The sequence below is a fragment of the Ruegeria sp. CH5 genome, from assembly GCF_056537025.1.
The window spans coordinates 527819-541804 of sequence record NZ_JBQFQT010000003.1; the positions used below are offsets into that span (position 1 = coordinate 527819).

Annotated in this window: 17 protein-coding genes; 15 read left to right on the plus strand and 2 right to left on the minus strand. The window is 60.7% G+C overall.

What is annotated here, in order from left to right; all coding sequences use genetic code 11:
- Positions 1-56 precede the first annotated feature (56 nt).
- The gene (locus ACR0JC_RS12965) at positions 57-311 is read left to right on the plus strand and encodes a GlsB/YeaQ/YmgE family stress response membrane protein (RefSeq protein ID WP_093964328.1); all 255 of its coding nucleotides are present in this window, start codon (positions 57-59) and stop codon (positions 309-311) included.
- A gap of 51 nt (positions 312-362) precedes the next feature.
- Here the strand turns inward: ACR0JC_RS12965 and ACR0JC_RS12970 are convergent, their stop codons facing one another.
- A complete protein-coding gene (locus tag ACR0JC_RS12970; protein WP_170342393.1) occupies positions 363-1202 on the minus strand; it encodes a universal stress protein in 840 nt (279 codons plus the stop codon).
- A 196-nt stretch (positions 1203-1398) separates the two neighbouring features.
- Between ACR0JC_RS12970 and ccoN the strand changes: the two genes are divergently transcribed.
- The 4 genes from ccoN to ccoP are packed head-to-tail and all read left to right on the plus strand — an operon-like array spanning position 1399 to position 4806.
- Positions 1399-3006, plus strand: a complete 1608-nt coding sequence (gene ccoN / locus ACR0JC_RS12975; protein ID WP_170342395.1) for a cytochrome-c oxidase, cbb3-type subunit I — start codon at positions 1399-1401, stop codon at positions 3004-3006.
- Positions 3007-3020: 14 nt separating this feature from the next.
- Positions 3021-3749 carry a cytochrome-c oxidase, cbb3-type subunit II gene (gene ccoO / locus ACR0JC_RS12980; protein ID WP_170342397.1) on the plus strand — a complete coding sequence of 243 codons (729 nt, stop codon included), beginning with the start codon at positions 3021-3023 and terminating at the stop codon, positions 3747-3749.
- Positions 3750-3760: 11 nt separating this feature from the next.
- On the plus strand, positions 3761-3946 hold the full coding sequence (locus tag ACR0JC_RS12985) for a cbb3-type cytochrome c oxidase subunit 3 (RefSeq protein WP_093964331.1): 186 nt from the start codon (positions 3761-3763) through the stop codon (positions 3944-3946).
- Positions 3943-4806 (plus strand): cytochrome-c oxidase, cbb3-type subunit III, encoded by an 864-nt coding sequence (gene ccoP, locus ACR0JC_RS12990; RefSeq protein ID WP_170342399.1) that lies wholly within the window; start codon positions 3943-3945, stop codon positions 4804-4806. The genes ACR0JC_RS12985 and ccoP overlap by 4 nt, the downstream gene beginning before the upstream one ends.
- A 150-nt stretch (positions 4807-4956) precedes the next feature.
- On the opposite strand, the gene ACR0JC_RS12995 is transcribed toward ccoP, so the two are convergent.
- Positions 4957-5118 (minus strand): hypothetical protein, encoded by a 162-nt coding sequence (locus tag ACR0JC_RS12995; RefSeq protein WP_170342401.1) that lies wholly within the window; start codon positions 5116-5118, stop codon positions 4957-4959.
- A 99-nt stretch (positions 5119-5217) separates the two neighbouring features.
- On the opposite strand from ACR0JC_RS12995, the gene ACR0JC_RS13000 reads away from it, so the two are divergent.
- The 10 genes from ACR0JC_RS13000 (at position 5218) to rplA (ending at position 13926) form a co-directional block, all read left to right on the plus strand.
- The gene (locus ACR0JC_RS13000) at positions 5218-6093 is read left to right on the plus strand and encodes a LysR family transcriptional regulator (protein ID WP_170342403.1); all 876 of its coding nucleotides are present in this window, start codon (positions 5218-5220) and stop codon (positions 6091-6093) included.
- A 101-nt stretch (positions 6094-6194) separates the two neighbouring features.
- Positions 6195-7622 (plus strand): cytochrome c oxidase accessory protein CcoG, encoded by a 1428-nt coding sequence (ccoG, locus tag ACR0JC_RS13005; protein WP_170342405.1) that lies wholly within the window; start codon positions 6195-6197, stop codon positions 7620-7622.
- A gap of 3 nt (positions 7623-7625) precedes the next feature.
- The gene (locus tag ACR0JC_RS13010) at positions 7626-8084 is read left to right on the plus strand and encodes a FixH family protein (protein WP_170342408.1); all 459 of its coding nucleotides are present in this window, start codon (positions 7626-7628) and stop codon (positions 8082-8084) included.
- A 4-nt stretch (positions 8085-8088) separates the two neighbouring features.
- The gene (locus tag ACR0JC_RS13015) at positions 8089-10266 is read left to right on the plus strand and encodes a heavy metal translocating P-type ATPase (RefSeq protein WP_170342410.1); all 2178 of its coding nucleotides are present in this window, start codon (positions 8089-8091) and stop codon (positions 10264-10266) included.
- Positions 10267-10271: 5 nt separating this feature from the next.
- Entirely contained in the window at positions 10272-10430 is a 159-nt protein-coding gene (gene ccoS, locus ACR0JC_RS13020) for a cbb3-type cytochrome oxidase assembly protein CcoS (protein ID WP_093964337.1), read from the plus strand.
- 89 nt (positions 10431-10519) lie between these two features.
- Positions 10520-10717 carry a preprotein translocase subunit SecE gene (gene secE / locus ACR0JC_RS13025; RefSeq protein ID WP_093964338.1) on the plus strand — a complete coding sequence of 66 codons (198 nt, stop codon included), beginning with the start codon at positions 10520-10522 and terminating at the stop codon, positions 10715-10717.
- A gap of 247 nt (positions 10718-10964) precedes the next feature.
- Entirely contained in the window at positions 10965-11498 is a 534-nt protein-coding gene (gene nusG / locus ACR0JC_RS13030; RefSeq protein WP_093964422.1) for a transcription termination/antitermination protein NusG, read from the plus strand.
- A 221-nt stretch (positions 11499-11719) separates the two neighbouring features.
- Positions 11720-12547 carry a DUF2189 domain-containing protein gene (locus ACR0JC_RS13035; RefSeq protein WP_170342412.1) on the plus strand — a complete coding sequence of 276 codons (828 nt, stop codon included), beginning with the start codon at positions 11720-11722 and terminating at the stop codon, positions 12545-12547.
- A gap of 229 nt (positions 12548-12776) precedes the next feature.
- Positions 12777-13226, plus strand: a complete 450-nt coding sequence (gene rplK, locus ACR0JC_RS13040; RefSeq protein WP_093964340.1) for a 50S ribosomal protein L11 — start codon at positions 12777-12779, stop codon at positions 13224-13226.
- A gap of 1 nt (position 13227) precedes the next feature.
- Positions 13228-13926, plus strand: a complete 699-nt coding sequence (gene rplA, locus ACR0JC_RS13045) for a 50S ribosomal protein L1 (RefSeq protein WP_093964341.1) — start codon at positions 13228-13230, stop codon at positions 13924-13926.
- The last annotated feature ends 60 nt before the right edge of the window (positions 13927-13986 follow it).

Below are 13986 nucleotides of genomic sequence, written 5' to 3' on the forward strand. Positions count from 1 at the left end.
CAACGGCCCGGCCGTGTTCTAATGCCTTTGCGTGAAACAATATTCAGGAGCAAGGCATGGAATTCAGTAGCCTATTGGCAATGCTGATCATCGGCGCGATCGCGGGCTGGTTGTCGGGCAGGATCATGAAGGGCCGCGGCTTTGGCGTGATCGGGAACATCATCGTCGGGATCGTTGGCGCTTTTCTCGCCGGAACGATTTTTCCCGCACTCGGGTTTTCCGTCGGCGGCGGTATGGTGTCGTCGATTTTCTTTGCAACGATCGGAGCCGTCATCCTTCTGTTCCTGATCGGTTTGGTCAAAAAGGTCTGACGAAATAACCGCCCCGTCTGGGGCGGATATTCCTTTTGCCATGCCCGCAGTTCAGTGGGCCAGGAAAACCGGAACCGAGGACTGTTCCAACATGTTCCGGGTCGCACCGCCCAGAATGGCCTCGCGGAACCGCGAGTGACCATAGGCGCCCATCACGATCATGTCGGCTTCGACGTCTGCGGCGTGACGGTTCAGAATGTCGGACACACGCGTCATCGTCTTGCTCAGCACGTCGATTTCGCATTTCACGCCATGGCGGGACAGCATTTGCGACAGCATACCGCCCGGATCCGAGCGATCAGGGCCGTGACGCGGCGGATCGATCACAACGATCCGGGTCAGTTCGGCCGCCCGCAGGAACGGCAGCGCGCGCCGAATGGCATTCATCGCCTCGACACTCTCATTCCAGCCGATCAGCACTGTCCGAGGGCTGGCGAATGGTTTCGCGTCATCCGGGACCACCAGAACCGGGGCGTGACCCTCGAACATGGCGGCCTCGATGATCGGTTCGGCCTCGGCGCCGCGATCTTTGCCATAGGGCTGCGGCAGAACGACAAGGTCCGAGAAACGGGCCCGATGCGCGACGTGCCGACCCAGGTCGGCGATCTGCGCCACGCCGTTTTCAGCGGACCAGCGTACGCCCGACTTGCCCAGGAAATCCTCGGCAAAGGCAAGCACTTCATCGGCCTCGGCATTTGCACGCTTCAAGGTTTCCTGAAGGATCAGGGCGTTTGCGCCCGCGTAGTAGTAGCCGGTCTGGCTACGGTCGACACCGAGGCACAGCGCTTCGGCATGGCCGTCCTGCGCTTCGGCCAAGGCGACCAACTGGGCCAGAGCCGGCTTGGCAAACTTGGTTTCCGTCATGACGGTGAGAAGAGATTTATAAGCCATTTCGACCTCGTGTTTCGGGTTCTGAAACCTGTGCGACCAGGTAACCCATTCATTTGCTTATGCCTGTCACAGTTTTCAGGCTATTGTCTTGATGCAGATCAAAGCAGCATTGGTTGTGCATGGATCATACAGCAACCAGTCAACGAAAGCTCTATGCGGCACAAGAATCGCCCGGAGCATGGCAAAGGGACGCAATATGTCGAATTACATCAAGCTGATCGCGCTTGGTCTGGTCGTGCTGTTCGCAGCGATCGGATCCAACTATGCGCGGGATTTGGCGTATCAGGTGCACGCGATACTGGTGATGCTCATCGCCGGTGGCCTGTTCATCTGGACGCTGCGAAACACGGATGAGCCGGATATTCTTGTCGATCGTTCGGGTGAGTACATGGATGGCGTGATCCGCTATGGCGTGATCGCAACCGCCTTTTGGGGTGTCGTAGGCTTCCTGGTGGGAACCTTCATCGCGTTCCAGCTGGCCTTTCCGGTGCTGAACTTCGAATGGGCGCAGGGGCTTCTGAACTTTGGCCGGTTGCGCCCGCTGCATACATCAGCGGTCATTTTCGCGTTCGGCGGCAACGCCCTTATCGCCACATCCTTCTACGTCGTACAGCGCACAAGCGCCGCGCGTCTGTGGGGTGGAAACCTGGCCTGGTTCGTGTTCTGGGGCTATCAGCTGTTCATCGTTCTCGCCGCGACCGGCTATGTGCTGGGCGGAACCCAGTCCAAGGAATATGCCGAGCCTGAATGGTATGTGGACCTGTGGCTGACCATCGTCTGGGTGGCCTATCTGGCCGTGTTCCTGGGGACGATCGTCAAGCGGAAAGAGCCCCACATCTATGTGGCGAACTGGTTCTACCTGGCGTTCATCGTCACCGTCGCGATGCTGCACCTGGTCAACAACATGACCATTCCGGTCAGCATCTGGGGTTCGAAATCGGTCATCGTCTGGTCGGGCGTTCAGGATGCCATGATCCAGTGGTGGTATGGGCACAACGCCGTGGGCTTCTTCCTGACCGCGGGCTTCCTGGGCATGATGTATTACTTCATTCCCAAGCAGGCCGAACGCCCGGTCTTCAGCTACAAACTGTCGATCATCCACTTCTGGGCGCTGATCTTCCTGTATATCTGGGCTGGTCCGCACCACCTGCACTACACCGCGCTGCCTGACTGGGCCTCGACGCTGGGCATGGTGTTCTCGGTCGTGCTGTGGATGCCTTCGTGGGGTGGCATGATCAACGGCCTAATGACCCTGTCTGGCGCTTGGGACAAGCTGCGTACCGACCCGGTCATCCGCATGATGGTGATCTCGGTCGGCTTCTACGGCATGTCCACCTTCGAAGGTCCGATGATGTCGATCCGCGCGGTGAACTCGCTGTCGCACTACACCGACTGGACCATTGGTCACGTGCATTCCGGCGCGCTGGGCTGGAACGGCATGATCACATTTGGTGCGCTGTACTTCCTGGTGCCGGTTCTTTGGAAGCGCGAGCGTCTGTACTCGCTGCAGATGGTCAGCTGGCACTTCTGGCTCGCCACCATCGGTATCGTGCTCTACGCCGCGTCGATGTGGGTCACCGGTATCATGGAAGGCCTGATGTGGCGCGAAGTGGATGCCAACGGCTTCCTGGTGAACTCGTTCGCCGACACCGTGGCGGCCAAGTTCCCAATGTATGTGGTGCGTGCGCTGGGCGGTGTTCTGTTCGTCGCTGGTGCGCTGATCATGTGCTACAACCTGTGGATGACCGTCCGGTGGGCTCCGGCCAAAGAGGCCAGCCTGACCGTCGCGGTCCCGGCTGAATAAGGAGGGCCGGAGCAATGGCATTTCTCGACAAACACAAGATCCTCGAGACCAACGCGACCCTCCTGCTGATCTTCAGCTTCCTGGTCGTGACCATCGGTGGCATCGTTCAGATCACCCCGCTGTTCTACCTTGAGAACACAATCGAGAAGGTGGAGGGCATGCGCCCTTACACCCCTCTCGAGATGGCGGGGCGTGAGATCTACATCCGCGAAGGCTGCTATGTCTGCCACAGTCAGATGATCCGCCCGATGCGGGACGAGGTCGAGCGCTATGGCCACTACTCGCTGGCGGCCGAGTCGATGTACGACCACCCGTTCCAGTGGGGGTCCAAACGCACCGGGCCTGATCTGGCCCGTGTGGGTGGCCGCTACTCGGATCAATGGCACGTGGACCATCTGCGTGATCCGCAATCGGTGGTGCCGGAGTCCGTGATGCCGAAATACGGCTTTCTGGAAAACCGCAAGATCGACGGCCGGTATATCGGTGACATCATGGCCACCAATGCGGTTTTGGGCACGCCTTACACAGACGAGATGCTGGAAAACGCAGTTGCCGATTTCCGGGCGCAGGCCGATCCGGACAGCGACTATGACGGGCTGCTGGAGCGTTATGGCGAAAACGTCAACGTGCGCAACTTCGATGGTCAGCCGGAACTGACCGAAGCCGATGCGTTGGTTGCATATCTGCAGATGCTGGGAACGCTGGTCGACTTCTCGACCTTCACCCCGGATGCAAGCCGCTAAAGGAGGGTGTGATGGAAGAATACACGATCCTGAGGCAATTCGCGGATAGCTGGATGCTGCTTCTGTTGTTCGCCTTCTTTGTCGGCATCGTCATCTGGGTGTTCCGCCCCGGTGCCAGCAAGGAATACAAGGACACCGCAAACATCCCGTTCCGGCATCAAGACAAACCCGCCACATCCGAGGAGGCGCGGAAATGAGCAAGACACCTGAAAAACAGCCGGGTGATCCCAAGACGACCGGTCACAGCTGGGATGGCATCGAGGAATTCGACAACCCGATGCCGCGTTGGTGGTTGTGGACCTTCTACGCGACCATCTTCTGGGGTGTGATCTACACGATCATGTATCCGGCGTGGCCGCTGGTGCAATCTGCAACCGCCGGTGTGCTTGGCTGGTCCTCGCGCGAGCTGGTGCAGAAGGAAATGGTTTCGTTCGAAGAGGCCAACGCTCCGTGGAACGCCAAGCTGGTCGAGACACCGCTGGATGATATCGCCAAGGATGCCGAGCTGCAGCAATATGCGGTCAACGCCGGTGGTGCCGTGTTCCGCACCTGGTGCGCTCAGTGCCACGGTTCGGGCGCGCAGGGCGCAAAGGGTTTCCCGAACCTTCTGGACGACGCCTGGCTGTGGGGCGGTACCTTGGATGACATCGTCACAACGGTCAGCTACGGCATTCGCAACGAAGAAAGCGACGACGCGCGCTACTCCGAAATGCCGGCGTTCGGCGAGATCCTCGAGCCCGAGGAAATCACCCAGGTCGTGCAATATGTGATGTCGCTGACCAACGCCCAAACCGACGATGCTGCGGCGCAGGCGGGCAAGGTTGTCTACGAGGACAATTGCGCAGCCTGTCACGGTGAAGACGGCAAGGGCGATATCGCGCAGGGCGCACCGAACCTGACGGATGCGATCTGGCTGTATGGCGGCGATGAGAAAACGCTGACCGAAACGGTGACCTACAGCCGGTTTGGCGTCATGCCCCCCTGGGACACGCGTCTGACCGAGGCGCAGATCCGCGCCGTGTCGGCCTATGTCCACCAGTTGGGTGGCGGTCAATAAGATCCGAGAACACCTTCGGGCGGCGTGCCGCCCGAAGGCCCAGGTGCCGGCTGTTCCATCTGTTCGCGCGTTTCCTGAACAGCCGGCACCGCATTTTCCGAAAATAGTGCCGACAATGGCCCCGGTCCAGCGCGGGCACGCAAACTGATCCTAAAGGTTGCGCGGATCCAACTCGCGGCTCTTGCTGACCCACCAGTGTCCGGCGGGCAGCCATTTTTTCCTTTTTGGCGCATTCGGTTTGGGCGCGTCGCGCAGCTTGGGGGCGTTCAGCCGCGTGGCGGTCATGAAGGAAGCAGCGTAGATGTTCAGCATGGTCTTTCTCCTGATGCGATGAACTCGGGTTCCAGCATCGGCTCTTGACCGGATATTTGCGACTCAATTACCGTGTTCAAATGTAAGCAGAGGTTACATATGGACTGGCTGAACCTTCCGCCACTATCGGCGCTACGGGCTTTCGCTGCATTTGCCGAGCACAGAAATATCGTCAAAGCTGGCGATGCGTTGAATGTAAGTCATGCCGCCATAAGCCAGCAGTTGCGCGCGCTTGAGGCGCATATGGGCGTGACCCTGTTGGACCGGTCGGGCAAGACGCTGGTCCTGACGTCGGATGGCGAACACCTGGCGCGCAGCGTTCAGCTGGGGTTTGGCGCCATCCATGCGGCGGTCTCGGACCTGGTGAACGCGGGCGAGGATCGGCCGGTACACGTTTCGCTGACCTCCTCATTTGCGGCTTCGTGGCTGATGCCGCGGTTGCCGATTTTCCGGTCGGATCACCCGGGGATCGATCTGACCTTGGATCCGTCACCGGAACTGGTCGATCTGCGACCCGGCGGGGTGGATGTCGCGATTCGATACGGGGCAGGCGGTTGGCCGGGCGTCCGGTCCGAGATGTTGTTGAAAACCCCGATGGTCATCGTTGCCGCGCCCAGTCTCTTAGGGTCCAGGTCCGAGTGGTCGCCGGCTGATCTGGCCCGTTTGCCGTGGCTGGAAGAGGTGGGCACGACCGAAGCCAGCACATGGCTGGCACAACATGGGGCGGCTATGGACCCCGGCGCCGGACGGACCAGTCTGCCGGGCAATCTGGTCCTTGAGGGCGTGCGCGCGGGGCAGGGGGTCACGGTGACGGTGCGACATTTCGTCGAACGTGATATCGTGGCCGGAAGACTAGTTGAACTTCATGTCGCACCTGACGCCCGAGGCTACCACATCGTGACCGCGCAAACGCCGCAGAGAAAGGCGGTGAAGACGTTCGTCGGATGGCTGAAACGCCAAGCGAACCAGGTGTGACAAAAGGTGTCTGCGCGATGCGCTTTTGACCCATGTCAAAGTTGTCCGGTGTATGATCTGGAACAAGTCGCCCGACAAACAGCAAGATCCGGAGCCATGCCGTGAGCGATCACACCCCAGCCCCCAGCCTTTACGCCGCAAGGGAACCGATCTTTCCACGGCGCGTTTCCGGCAAGTTTCGGAACCTCAAATGGATCATAATGGCCGTCACGCTTGGCATCTATTATGTGACGCCGTGGATCCGGTGGGATCGGGGGCCCAGCCTTCCGGATCAGGCGGTGCTGCTGGATCTTGCGAACCGCCGCTTTTACTTCTTCTGGATCGAGATCTGGCCACACGAATTCTATTTTGTAGCCGGTCTGCTGATCATGGCCGGCTTGGGCCTGTTCCTGTTTACGTCGGCCTTGGGCCGAGTGTGGTGCGGCTATGCCTGCCCACAGACGGTTTGGACCGACCTTTTCATTCTGGTCGAGCGCTGGATCGAGGGCGATCGAAACGCCCGCCTGCGCCTTCATCGTCAGAAGAAGCTGGATTTCCGCAAGGCTCGCCTGCGATTGACCAAATGGGTGGTCTGGTTCCTGATCGGTCTGGCGACCGGCGGGGCCTGGGTGTTCTATTTCGCGGATGCGCCGACCCTTGCGCGGGATCTTGTGACCGGCAACGCTCATCCGATCGCCTATACCACCATGCTGGTTCTGACCGGCACGACCTTTTTCTTCGGCGGGTTCGCGCGCGAGCAGATCTGCATCTATGCCTGTCCGTGGCCGCGAATTCAGGCGGCGATGATGGACGAGGACACGCTGGTGGTTGGCTACCGAGAATGGCGGGGCGAGCCGCGCGGCAAGGGCAAACGGACGGCCGACTCTGAACTGGGCGACTGCATCGATTGCATGGCCTGCGTCAATGTCTGCCCGGTCGGGATCGACATCCGTGATGGCCAACAGCTGGAGTGCATAACCTGCGCGCTGTGCATCGATGCCTGCGACGACATGATGGCCAAGATCGGCAAGCCGCGCGGTCTGATCGACTATATGGCGCTCAGCGACGAAACGCGTGAACGCGCAGGCCAGCCTCCCAAGAACGTGTGGAAACACATCCTGCGGCCCCGGACGATCATGTATACCGCGCTTTGGTCGCTGGTTGGTTTTGGCCTGCTGTTTGCGTTGTTCATCCGGTCGGATATCGATCTGACGGTGGCGCCGGTGCGCAATCCGACATTCGTGACCATGTCCGACGGTTCGATCCGCAACACCTACGACGTGCGGTTGCGGAACAAACATGGCGAAGACCGCCTGTTCAAACTGTCTCTGGTCGGTGACCCAAGCCTGCAGGTTCAGATTGAAGGAACAGACCTGGATACGGTAAACGTAACTGCGGACACGGCGCAGTTGACCCGGGTCTACATCGTCGCCGCGAAAGATACAGCGCCCGCATCGGCGGAAACGACACCGGTACGGATCTGGGTCGAAGACCTGCAAAGCGGCGAGCGCGCCTACAAGGACACCACGTTCAACGGGCGGGGGAACTGAACCATGGCCGAGCGCAAATTCACGGGAAAGCACGCTCTTGCGGTTTTTGTCGGGGCCTTCGGGGTCATCATCGCCGTCAATCTGGTTCTGGCATACAAAGCAGTCGCGACATTTCCCGGGCTCGAGGTCAAGAACTCCTACGTTGCCAGTCAGGAGTTCAATGAAAAGCTGCAGGAGCAGCAGTCTCTGGGCTGGGATGCAGACGTGGAAACCAAGGGCGGCCTGCTGATCCTTCGCATCACGGATGCGCAAGGCGTGCCTGTGCGGGTGGCCGAACTGCAGGCCGTGGTCGGCCGCGCGACTCATATGCGCGAGGATTTTTCACCGGACTTCACCTTTGACGGTGTGGCGTATTCCACCCCGGCGATACTTGGAAAAGGCAACTGGAATGTCCGTATCGTCGCGCGCGATGCGGACGGCGCGGAATTCAGTCGGCGCATTCCGTTGTACATCAAGGGTTAGGCTGATGTCGTCGCAGGTGACATCCGGGACCGCAGCCTGTCCGGGCTGCATCGCGGCTCCGGCGGAACCGGCCAGGCCGGTTCCGGTCGACGTTCAGATCGCGCTGTCACTGCCGGGCATTCATTGCTCGGCCTGTATTGCCAATGTCGAACGTGCGTTGAACGCGCACCCCGGCGTACAGGACGCGCGGGTCAACCTGACGCTCAAGCGCGCTCTGATCAAGGCAGGCCCCGAGGTTCGGGCAACGGACCTGATCCCGGTCCTCGATCGGGCCGGGTACGAGGCGCATGAGCTGGATCCGGGTGCCCTGTCAGCCACGCAATCAGACAAGGCCGGACGAGACCTTTTGATGCGGCTCGCGGTCGCCGGCTTTGCATCGATGAACGTGATGCTGCTGTCAGTGTCCGTCTGGTCCGGCGCCACTGACGCGACGCGCGACATGTTTCACTGGATATCGGCGGCCATCGCCCTCCCGGCCATTGCGTTCTCGGCCCAACCGTTTTTTGCCAACGCGTGGAGCGCGCTGCGTGTTCGCCGCCTGAACATGGACGTGCCGATCGTTCTGGCAATCCTGCTGGCCTTGGTCACTTCGCTTTGGGAAACGGCGCTGAGCGGTGAGCACGCCTATTTCGATGCGGCTTTGACGCTGACGTTCTTTCTGCTGGCGGGGCGCTATCTGGATTACCGCACCCGTGCCGCGGCCCGCTCCGCCGCCGAAGAGCTGACAGCCCTCGAGGTGCCGCGCGCCACCCGCCTTGTTGACGGGGCCGAGCGCGAGGTCGCTGTTGCCGAACTGGCCGTCGGTGACCTGATCCTGGTGCGACCAGGGGGGCGGATGCCGGTGGACGGCAAGATCGTGACCGGTGAATCCGAGTTGGATCGGTCGTTGCTGACCGGTGAAACCCTGCCGGTATTTGCCCAGCCGGGCACGCAAGTCAGCGCGGGTGAGGTCAACCTGACCGGGCCGCTGACCATTCAGGCAACGGCGGTGGGCGAAGAGACTTCGCTGCACCGCATGGCAGATCTTGTGGCCATCGCGGAATCCGGGCGGTCGCGCTATACGTCCTTGGCGGACAAGGCGGCCAAGCTGTATGCCCCAGGGGTTCATATCCTGTCCGCACTCAGTTTCGTTGGCTGGTACATCTATTCTGGCGATCTGCGCACAGCGCTGAACATCGCCGCCGCTGTGCTGATCATCACCTGCCCCTGTGCTTTGGGGTTGGCGGTTCCTGCGGTCACCACCGCAGCCTCAGGGCGGCTGTTCCGCAAGGGGATGCTGATCAAGGACGCCACGGCGTTAGAGCGGTTGGCCGAAGTCGACACCGTGGTGTTCGACAAGACCGGAACGCTCACATCAGGCGCGCCCCAACTGGTCAACGGTGGCGAACACACATGCCGTGAGATCGAGATCGCTCTGGCCTTGGCACAGGCTTCGGCGCATCCGCTGGCGGTCGCCCTGACCCGGGCCGCTCGGGCCGAGGGGTATACCCCGGCCGAGGTTGAAAACGTCACCGAAATTCCCGGTCACGGGACCGAGGGCCAGTTTCAGGGGCAACTCGTGCGGCTGGGCCGAGCCGAATGGGTGGGCGCGACGGAAGGTGATCACACCGCGGCCTGGTTGGCGGTCGGGGACGATCGCCCGGTCGAATTCCGCTTTGCAGACTCATTGCGCCCCGGCGCTTCCGATGCGGTCGCGGCTTTGCGCGATGCGGGCAAGGACGTCATCCTCATGTCCGGGGACACGACCAACGCCGTGAAAGCTCTGGCCGAGAAGCTGGGGATCGAGACTTGGATCGCGCGGGCGCTGCCGCAGGACAAGGCGCGACACATTCAGAAGCTGGCAGACCAAGGCCGCCGGGTTTTGATGGTCGGTGACGGGTTGAACGACACAGCCGCGCTGGCGGCGGCCCATGCGTCGATCTCTCCGGCATCGGCACTGGATGCGGCCCGCGTGGCTTCGGACATCGTCCTGCTGGGCAATGACCTGTCGCCGATCGCCGATGCCTGCCATACTGCTGTCCGGGCGACGAAGCGCATCCGCGAGAATTTTCAGATTGCGACGATCTACAATGTCATCGCGGTGCCTTTGGCCGTTGCCGGCCTTGCGACGCCCTTGATCGCGGCCTTGGCGATGTCCACATCGTCGATTACCGTATCCCTGAACGCTCTGCGCCTGAGGTGATCCTTATGGAAGTTCTGGCCTATTTGATACCGATTTCGCTGCTGTTGGGCGGTGTTGGGCTGGTGGCGTTCATCTACACGGTCCGCAGCAACCAATATGACGACCCCGAAGGCGATGCCCGACGGATTCTGAGCAACGAGTGGGATGATCGCCCCAAGTCCTGACCGGGTGCAATCGTGATGCCGACGGCCCTTGAAATTGCCTCAATGCCCGGCTATGTCCGGCCCATCCGCTAGCAGAGAGACCAAGCCTAATGGCCACCACAAACCCGATCCAGTTCATTCAGCAAGTCCGTGCCGAAGTTGCAAAGGTCGTCTGGCCGACGCGGCGCGAGGTTCTGCTGACCACGGTCATGGTGTTCATCATGGCGGCTCTGACTGCCGTGTTCTTTGCTCTGGTGGATCTGGGCATTCGCGGCGGTCTGCAACTGATCCTGGGTATGTTCAGCTAAAGCCGACTGCCGGGTCCCGTCGGATCGCACCGAGACGCGCCCGCTTCGGGCGCCCGACCGGCACTGCCCCCTTGCACAGCAGGCAATGTCAGAGTAGTTGACGCGGGACCTTTCGGGATGGGCGTGCGGCGATTCGGACTGCGCGCCGCTTTTTATTCCGGAACACGCGGCCGGACCGCGACAAAATTTCAATTCAGGTGCGTCCGCCCGACGCGGCGCGCCAAAGGCAAACAAGGACGACAGGTTCATGGCGAAACGGTGGTACTCGGTCAGCGTTCTTTCGAATTTCGAAAAGAAGATCGCAGAGCAGATCCGCACGTCGGTGGCCGAGCACGGCCTTGAGGACGAGATCGACGAGGTTCTGGTTCCCACCGAAGAGGTCATCGAGGTGCGCCGGGGCAAGAAGGTCACGACTGAACGCCGTTTCATGCCCGGCTACGTTCTGGTGCACATGGAAATGTCGGATCAGGGCTATCACCTGATCAACTCGATCAACCGGGTCACCGGTTTCCTGGGTCCGCAGGGCCGCCCGATGCCGATGCGCGACGCCGAGGTGAACCAGATTCTCAACCGTGTTCAGGAAGGTGAAGAAGCACCCAAGCTGATGATCAGCTTCGAGGTTGGCGAGAAGGTCAAAGTCAACGACGGCCCGTTCGAGGATTTCGACGGTATGGTCGAGGGCGTGGACGACGAGAACCAGAAGCTGAAGGTTACCGTCTCGATCTTCGGGCGCGAAACTCCGGTCGAGCTGGACTTTACGCAGGTCACCAAGCAGAGCTGATCTTTCCTGCAGGAACTGATCGTGCAGAAATCGAACGCGCCGCCGTAACAGGCGGCGCAACTGTTTCTGGTGGTTGCCGGTAAGGTTACGCCACAGCCTTGGCCGCTTGCCCTAACTCCTTGCCTGATGCACACTTGTGCTTGGTACAGGTATGACCGTTGCGCAGCCGGGCTCGTGGGCCAGAGGATTTGCGCGCAGTGATGCTTTGGGAGGACTCTGTCATGACATCCAAGGCTGCAGGCCCCACGCCACCCGACGAGCTGACCCCGCCTCAGCGGACGATCCCTGTGGTCAACACGGTCACCGCCGCCGACATCACCGACTCGCTGAAGGCCGGGTTTTCCGACTTTCTGGCGCGTCCCATAATGAGCGGATTTTTCGGACTGTTCTATGCCGTTTTCGGGTTTCTGCTGGTCTGGAGCCTGGTCTGGCTTGGCAAGATTTGGATGATCATTCCCGCCGTCGTGGGATTTCCGCTGGTCGCCCCTTTCGCCGCTGCAGGCCTCTATGAGATGTCGCGTCGACTTCAGGCCGGAGAGGATTTTGGCTGGTCGGAAATACTGACGGTCATGGCCAATCAGCGTAAGCGGGAGATGGGCTGGATGGCCTTCGTTACGCTGTTCGTTTTCTGGGTATGGATCTACCAGGTTCGGCTTTGGTTGGCGATCATCCTGCAGAATGCCTCGTTTTCGGATTTCGACGGTTTCCTGAACACCGTGTTCTTTACCCCCCAAGGCTGGGCTTTCCTGGCAGTTGGCACCTGCGTCGGCGCGTTTCTGTCCGCCGTTCTGTTTTCGGTGACTGTTGTTGCCATGCCCTTGCTGCTGGATCGCGACACCGATTTCGTAACGGCCATGCTTACATCGCTCCGTGTTGTCGCTGAAAGTCCTGTGGTCATGCTTGGCTGGGCGGCCATCATCTCGGTCACTATGCTGTTGTCGCTGGTGCCGGCGTTTCTGGGGCTTGTCTTTACGTTGCCGATCCTTGGGCATACTACTTGGCATCTCTACCAGCGCGCCGTTCAGCCGGAGGCGTCTGCCGATCGATAGCGGGGGCGGAGCCTGCATGCCGACGAACGCCTTGGGAAGGCGGCTTCGCCAGCCATCCGGTTTTCAGTGGCATGCTCTTGCCAACCCATTCGTTCCCCTGTAAACGCCGCCCCTATCGTCTTCGGGCGAGATTCTCTCGTGGGAGATCGCAGGGATCGCGATTCCGGATCGGACCACGCAACATAAAACCGGATGGGACGCGTCCCATTCACGTTGAAAGGAAAACCAAATGGCCAAGAAGCTTGCTGGTACGATGAAGCTGCAGGTTCCTGCAGGTCAGGCGAACCCGTCGCCGCCAGTTGGCCCGGCGCTGGGTCAGCGCGGCATCAACATCATGGAATTCTGCAAGGCGTTCAACGCCAAAACCGCAGACATGGAGCCCGGCGCTCCGTGCCCGACCGTGATCACCTACTATCAGGACAAGTCCTTCACCATGGACATCAAGACGCCGCCCGCGTCTTACTACCTGAAGAAGGCGGCCGGTCTGAAGCCGGTCGGCAAGCGTAACCGCCCCCGTGGCGCGGAGAACCCCGGCCGTGAGACCGTGGCAACCGTGACCACCAAGCAGGTGCGCGAGATCGCCGAAGCCAAAATGAAGGATCTGAACGCCAACGACGTCGAAGGCGCAATGAAGATCATCCTGGGCTCGGCCCGTTCCATGGGCATCGAGGTGAAGTAAGATGGCAAAACTCGGTAAACGTACCCGCGCAGCGCGCGAAGCCGTCGCCGGCAAGGAAAACCTGTCGGTCGAAGAGGCAGTTGCACTGGTCAAGGCCAACGCAACGTCGAAGTTTGACGAAACCATCGAAATCGCCATGAACCTGGGCGTTGACACCCGTCACGCAGACCAGATGGTGCGCGGCGTCGTCGGTCTGCCGAACGGCACCGGCAAGGACATGCGCGTTGCTGTCTTCGCGCGCGGCCCCAAGGCTGATGAGGCGAAAGAAGCTGGTGCGGACATCGTCGGCGCCGAGGACCTGATGGAAAGCATCCAGGCCGGCAACATCGACTTTGATCGTTGCATCGCAACCCCGGACATGATGCCGATCGTCGGTCGTCTGGGTAAGGTTCTGGGCCCCCGCAACCTGATGCCGAACCCCAAGGTCGGCACCGTGACCATGGACGTGAAAGCGGCCGTGGAAGCAGCCAAGGGTGGTGAAGTCCAGTTCAAGGCGGAAAAAGGTGGTGTCGTACACGCAGGCGTCGGCAAGGCGTCGTTCGACGAAGCCAAGCTGGCGGAAAACGTCCGCGCCTTCATCTCGGCCGTTGCCAAGGCGAAGCCGTCGGGCGCCAAGGGCACCTATATGAAGAAAATCGCGCTGAGCTCGACCATGGGCCCCGGCGTGACCGTGGATGTGGCGCAAGCTTCGGGCGAATAAGCCGAAACGTTCTTTCGGAAATTCGAACCCCGGGCGGTCATGCTGCCCGGGGTTTTCTTT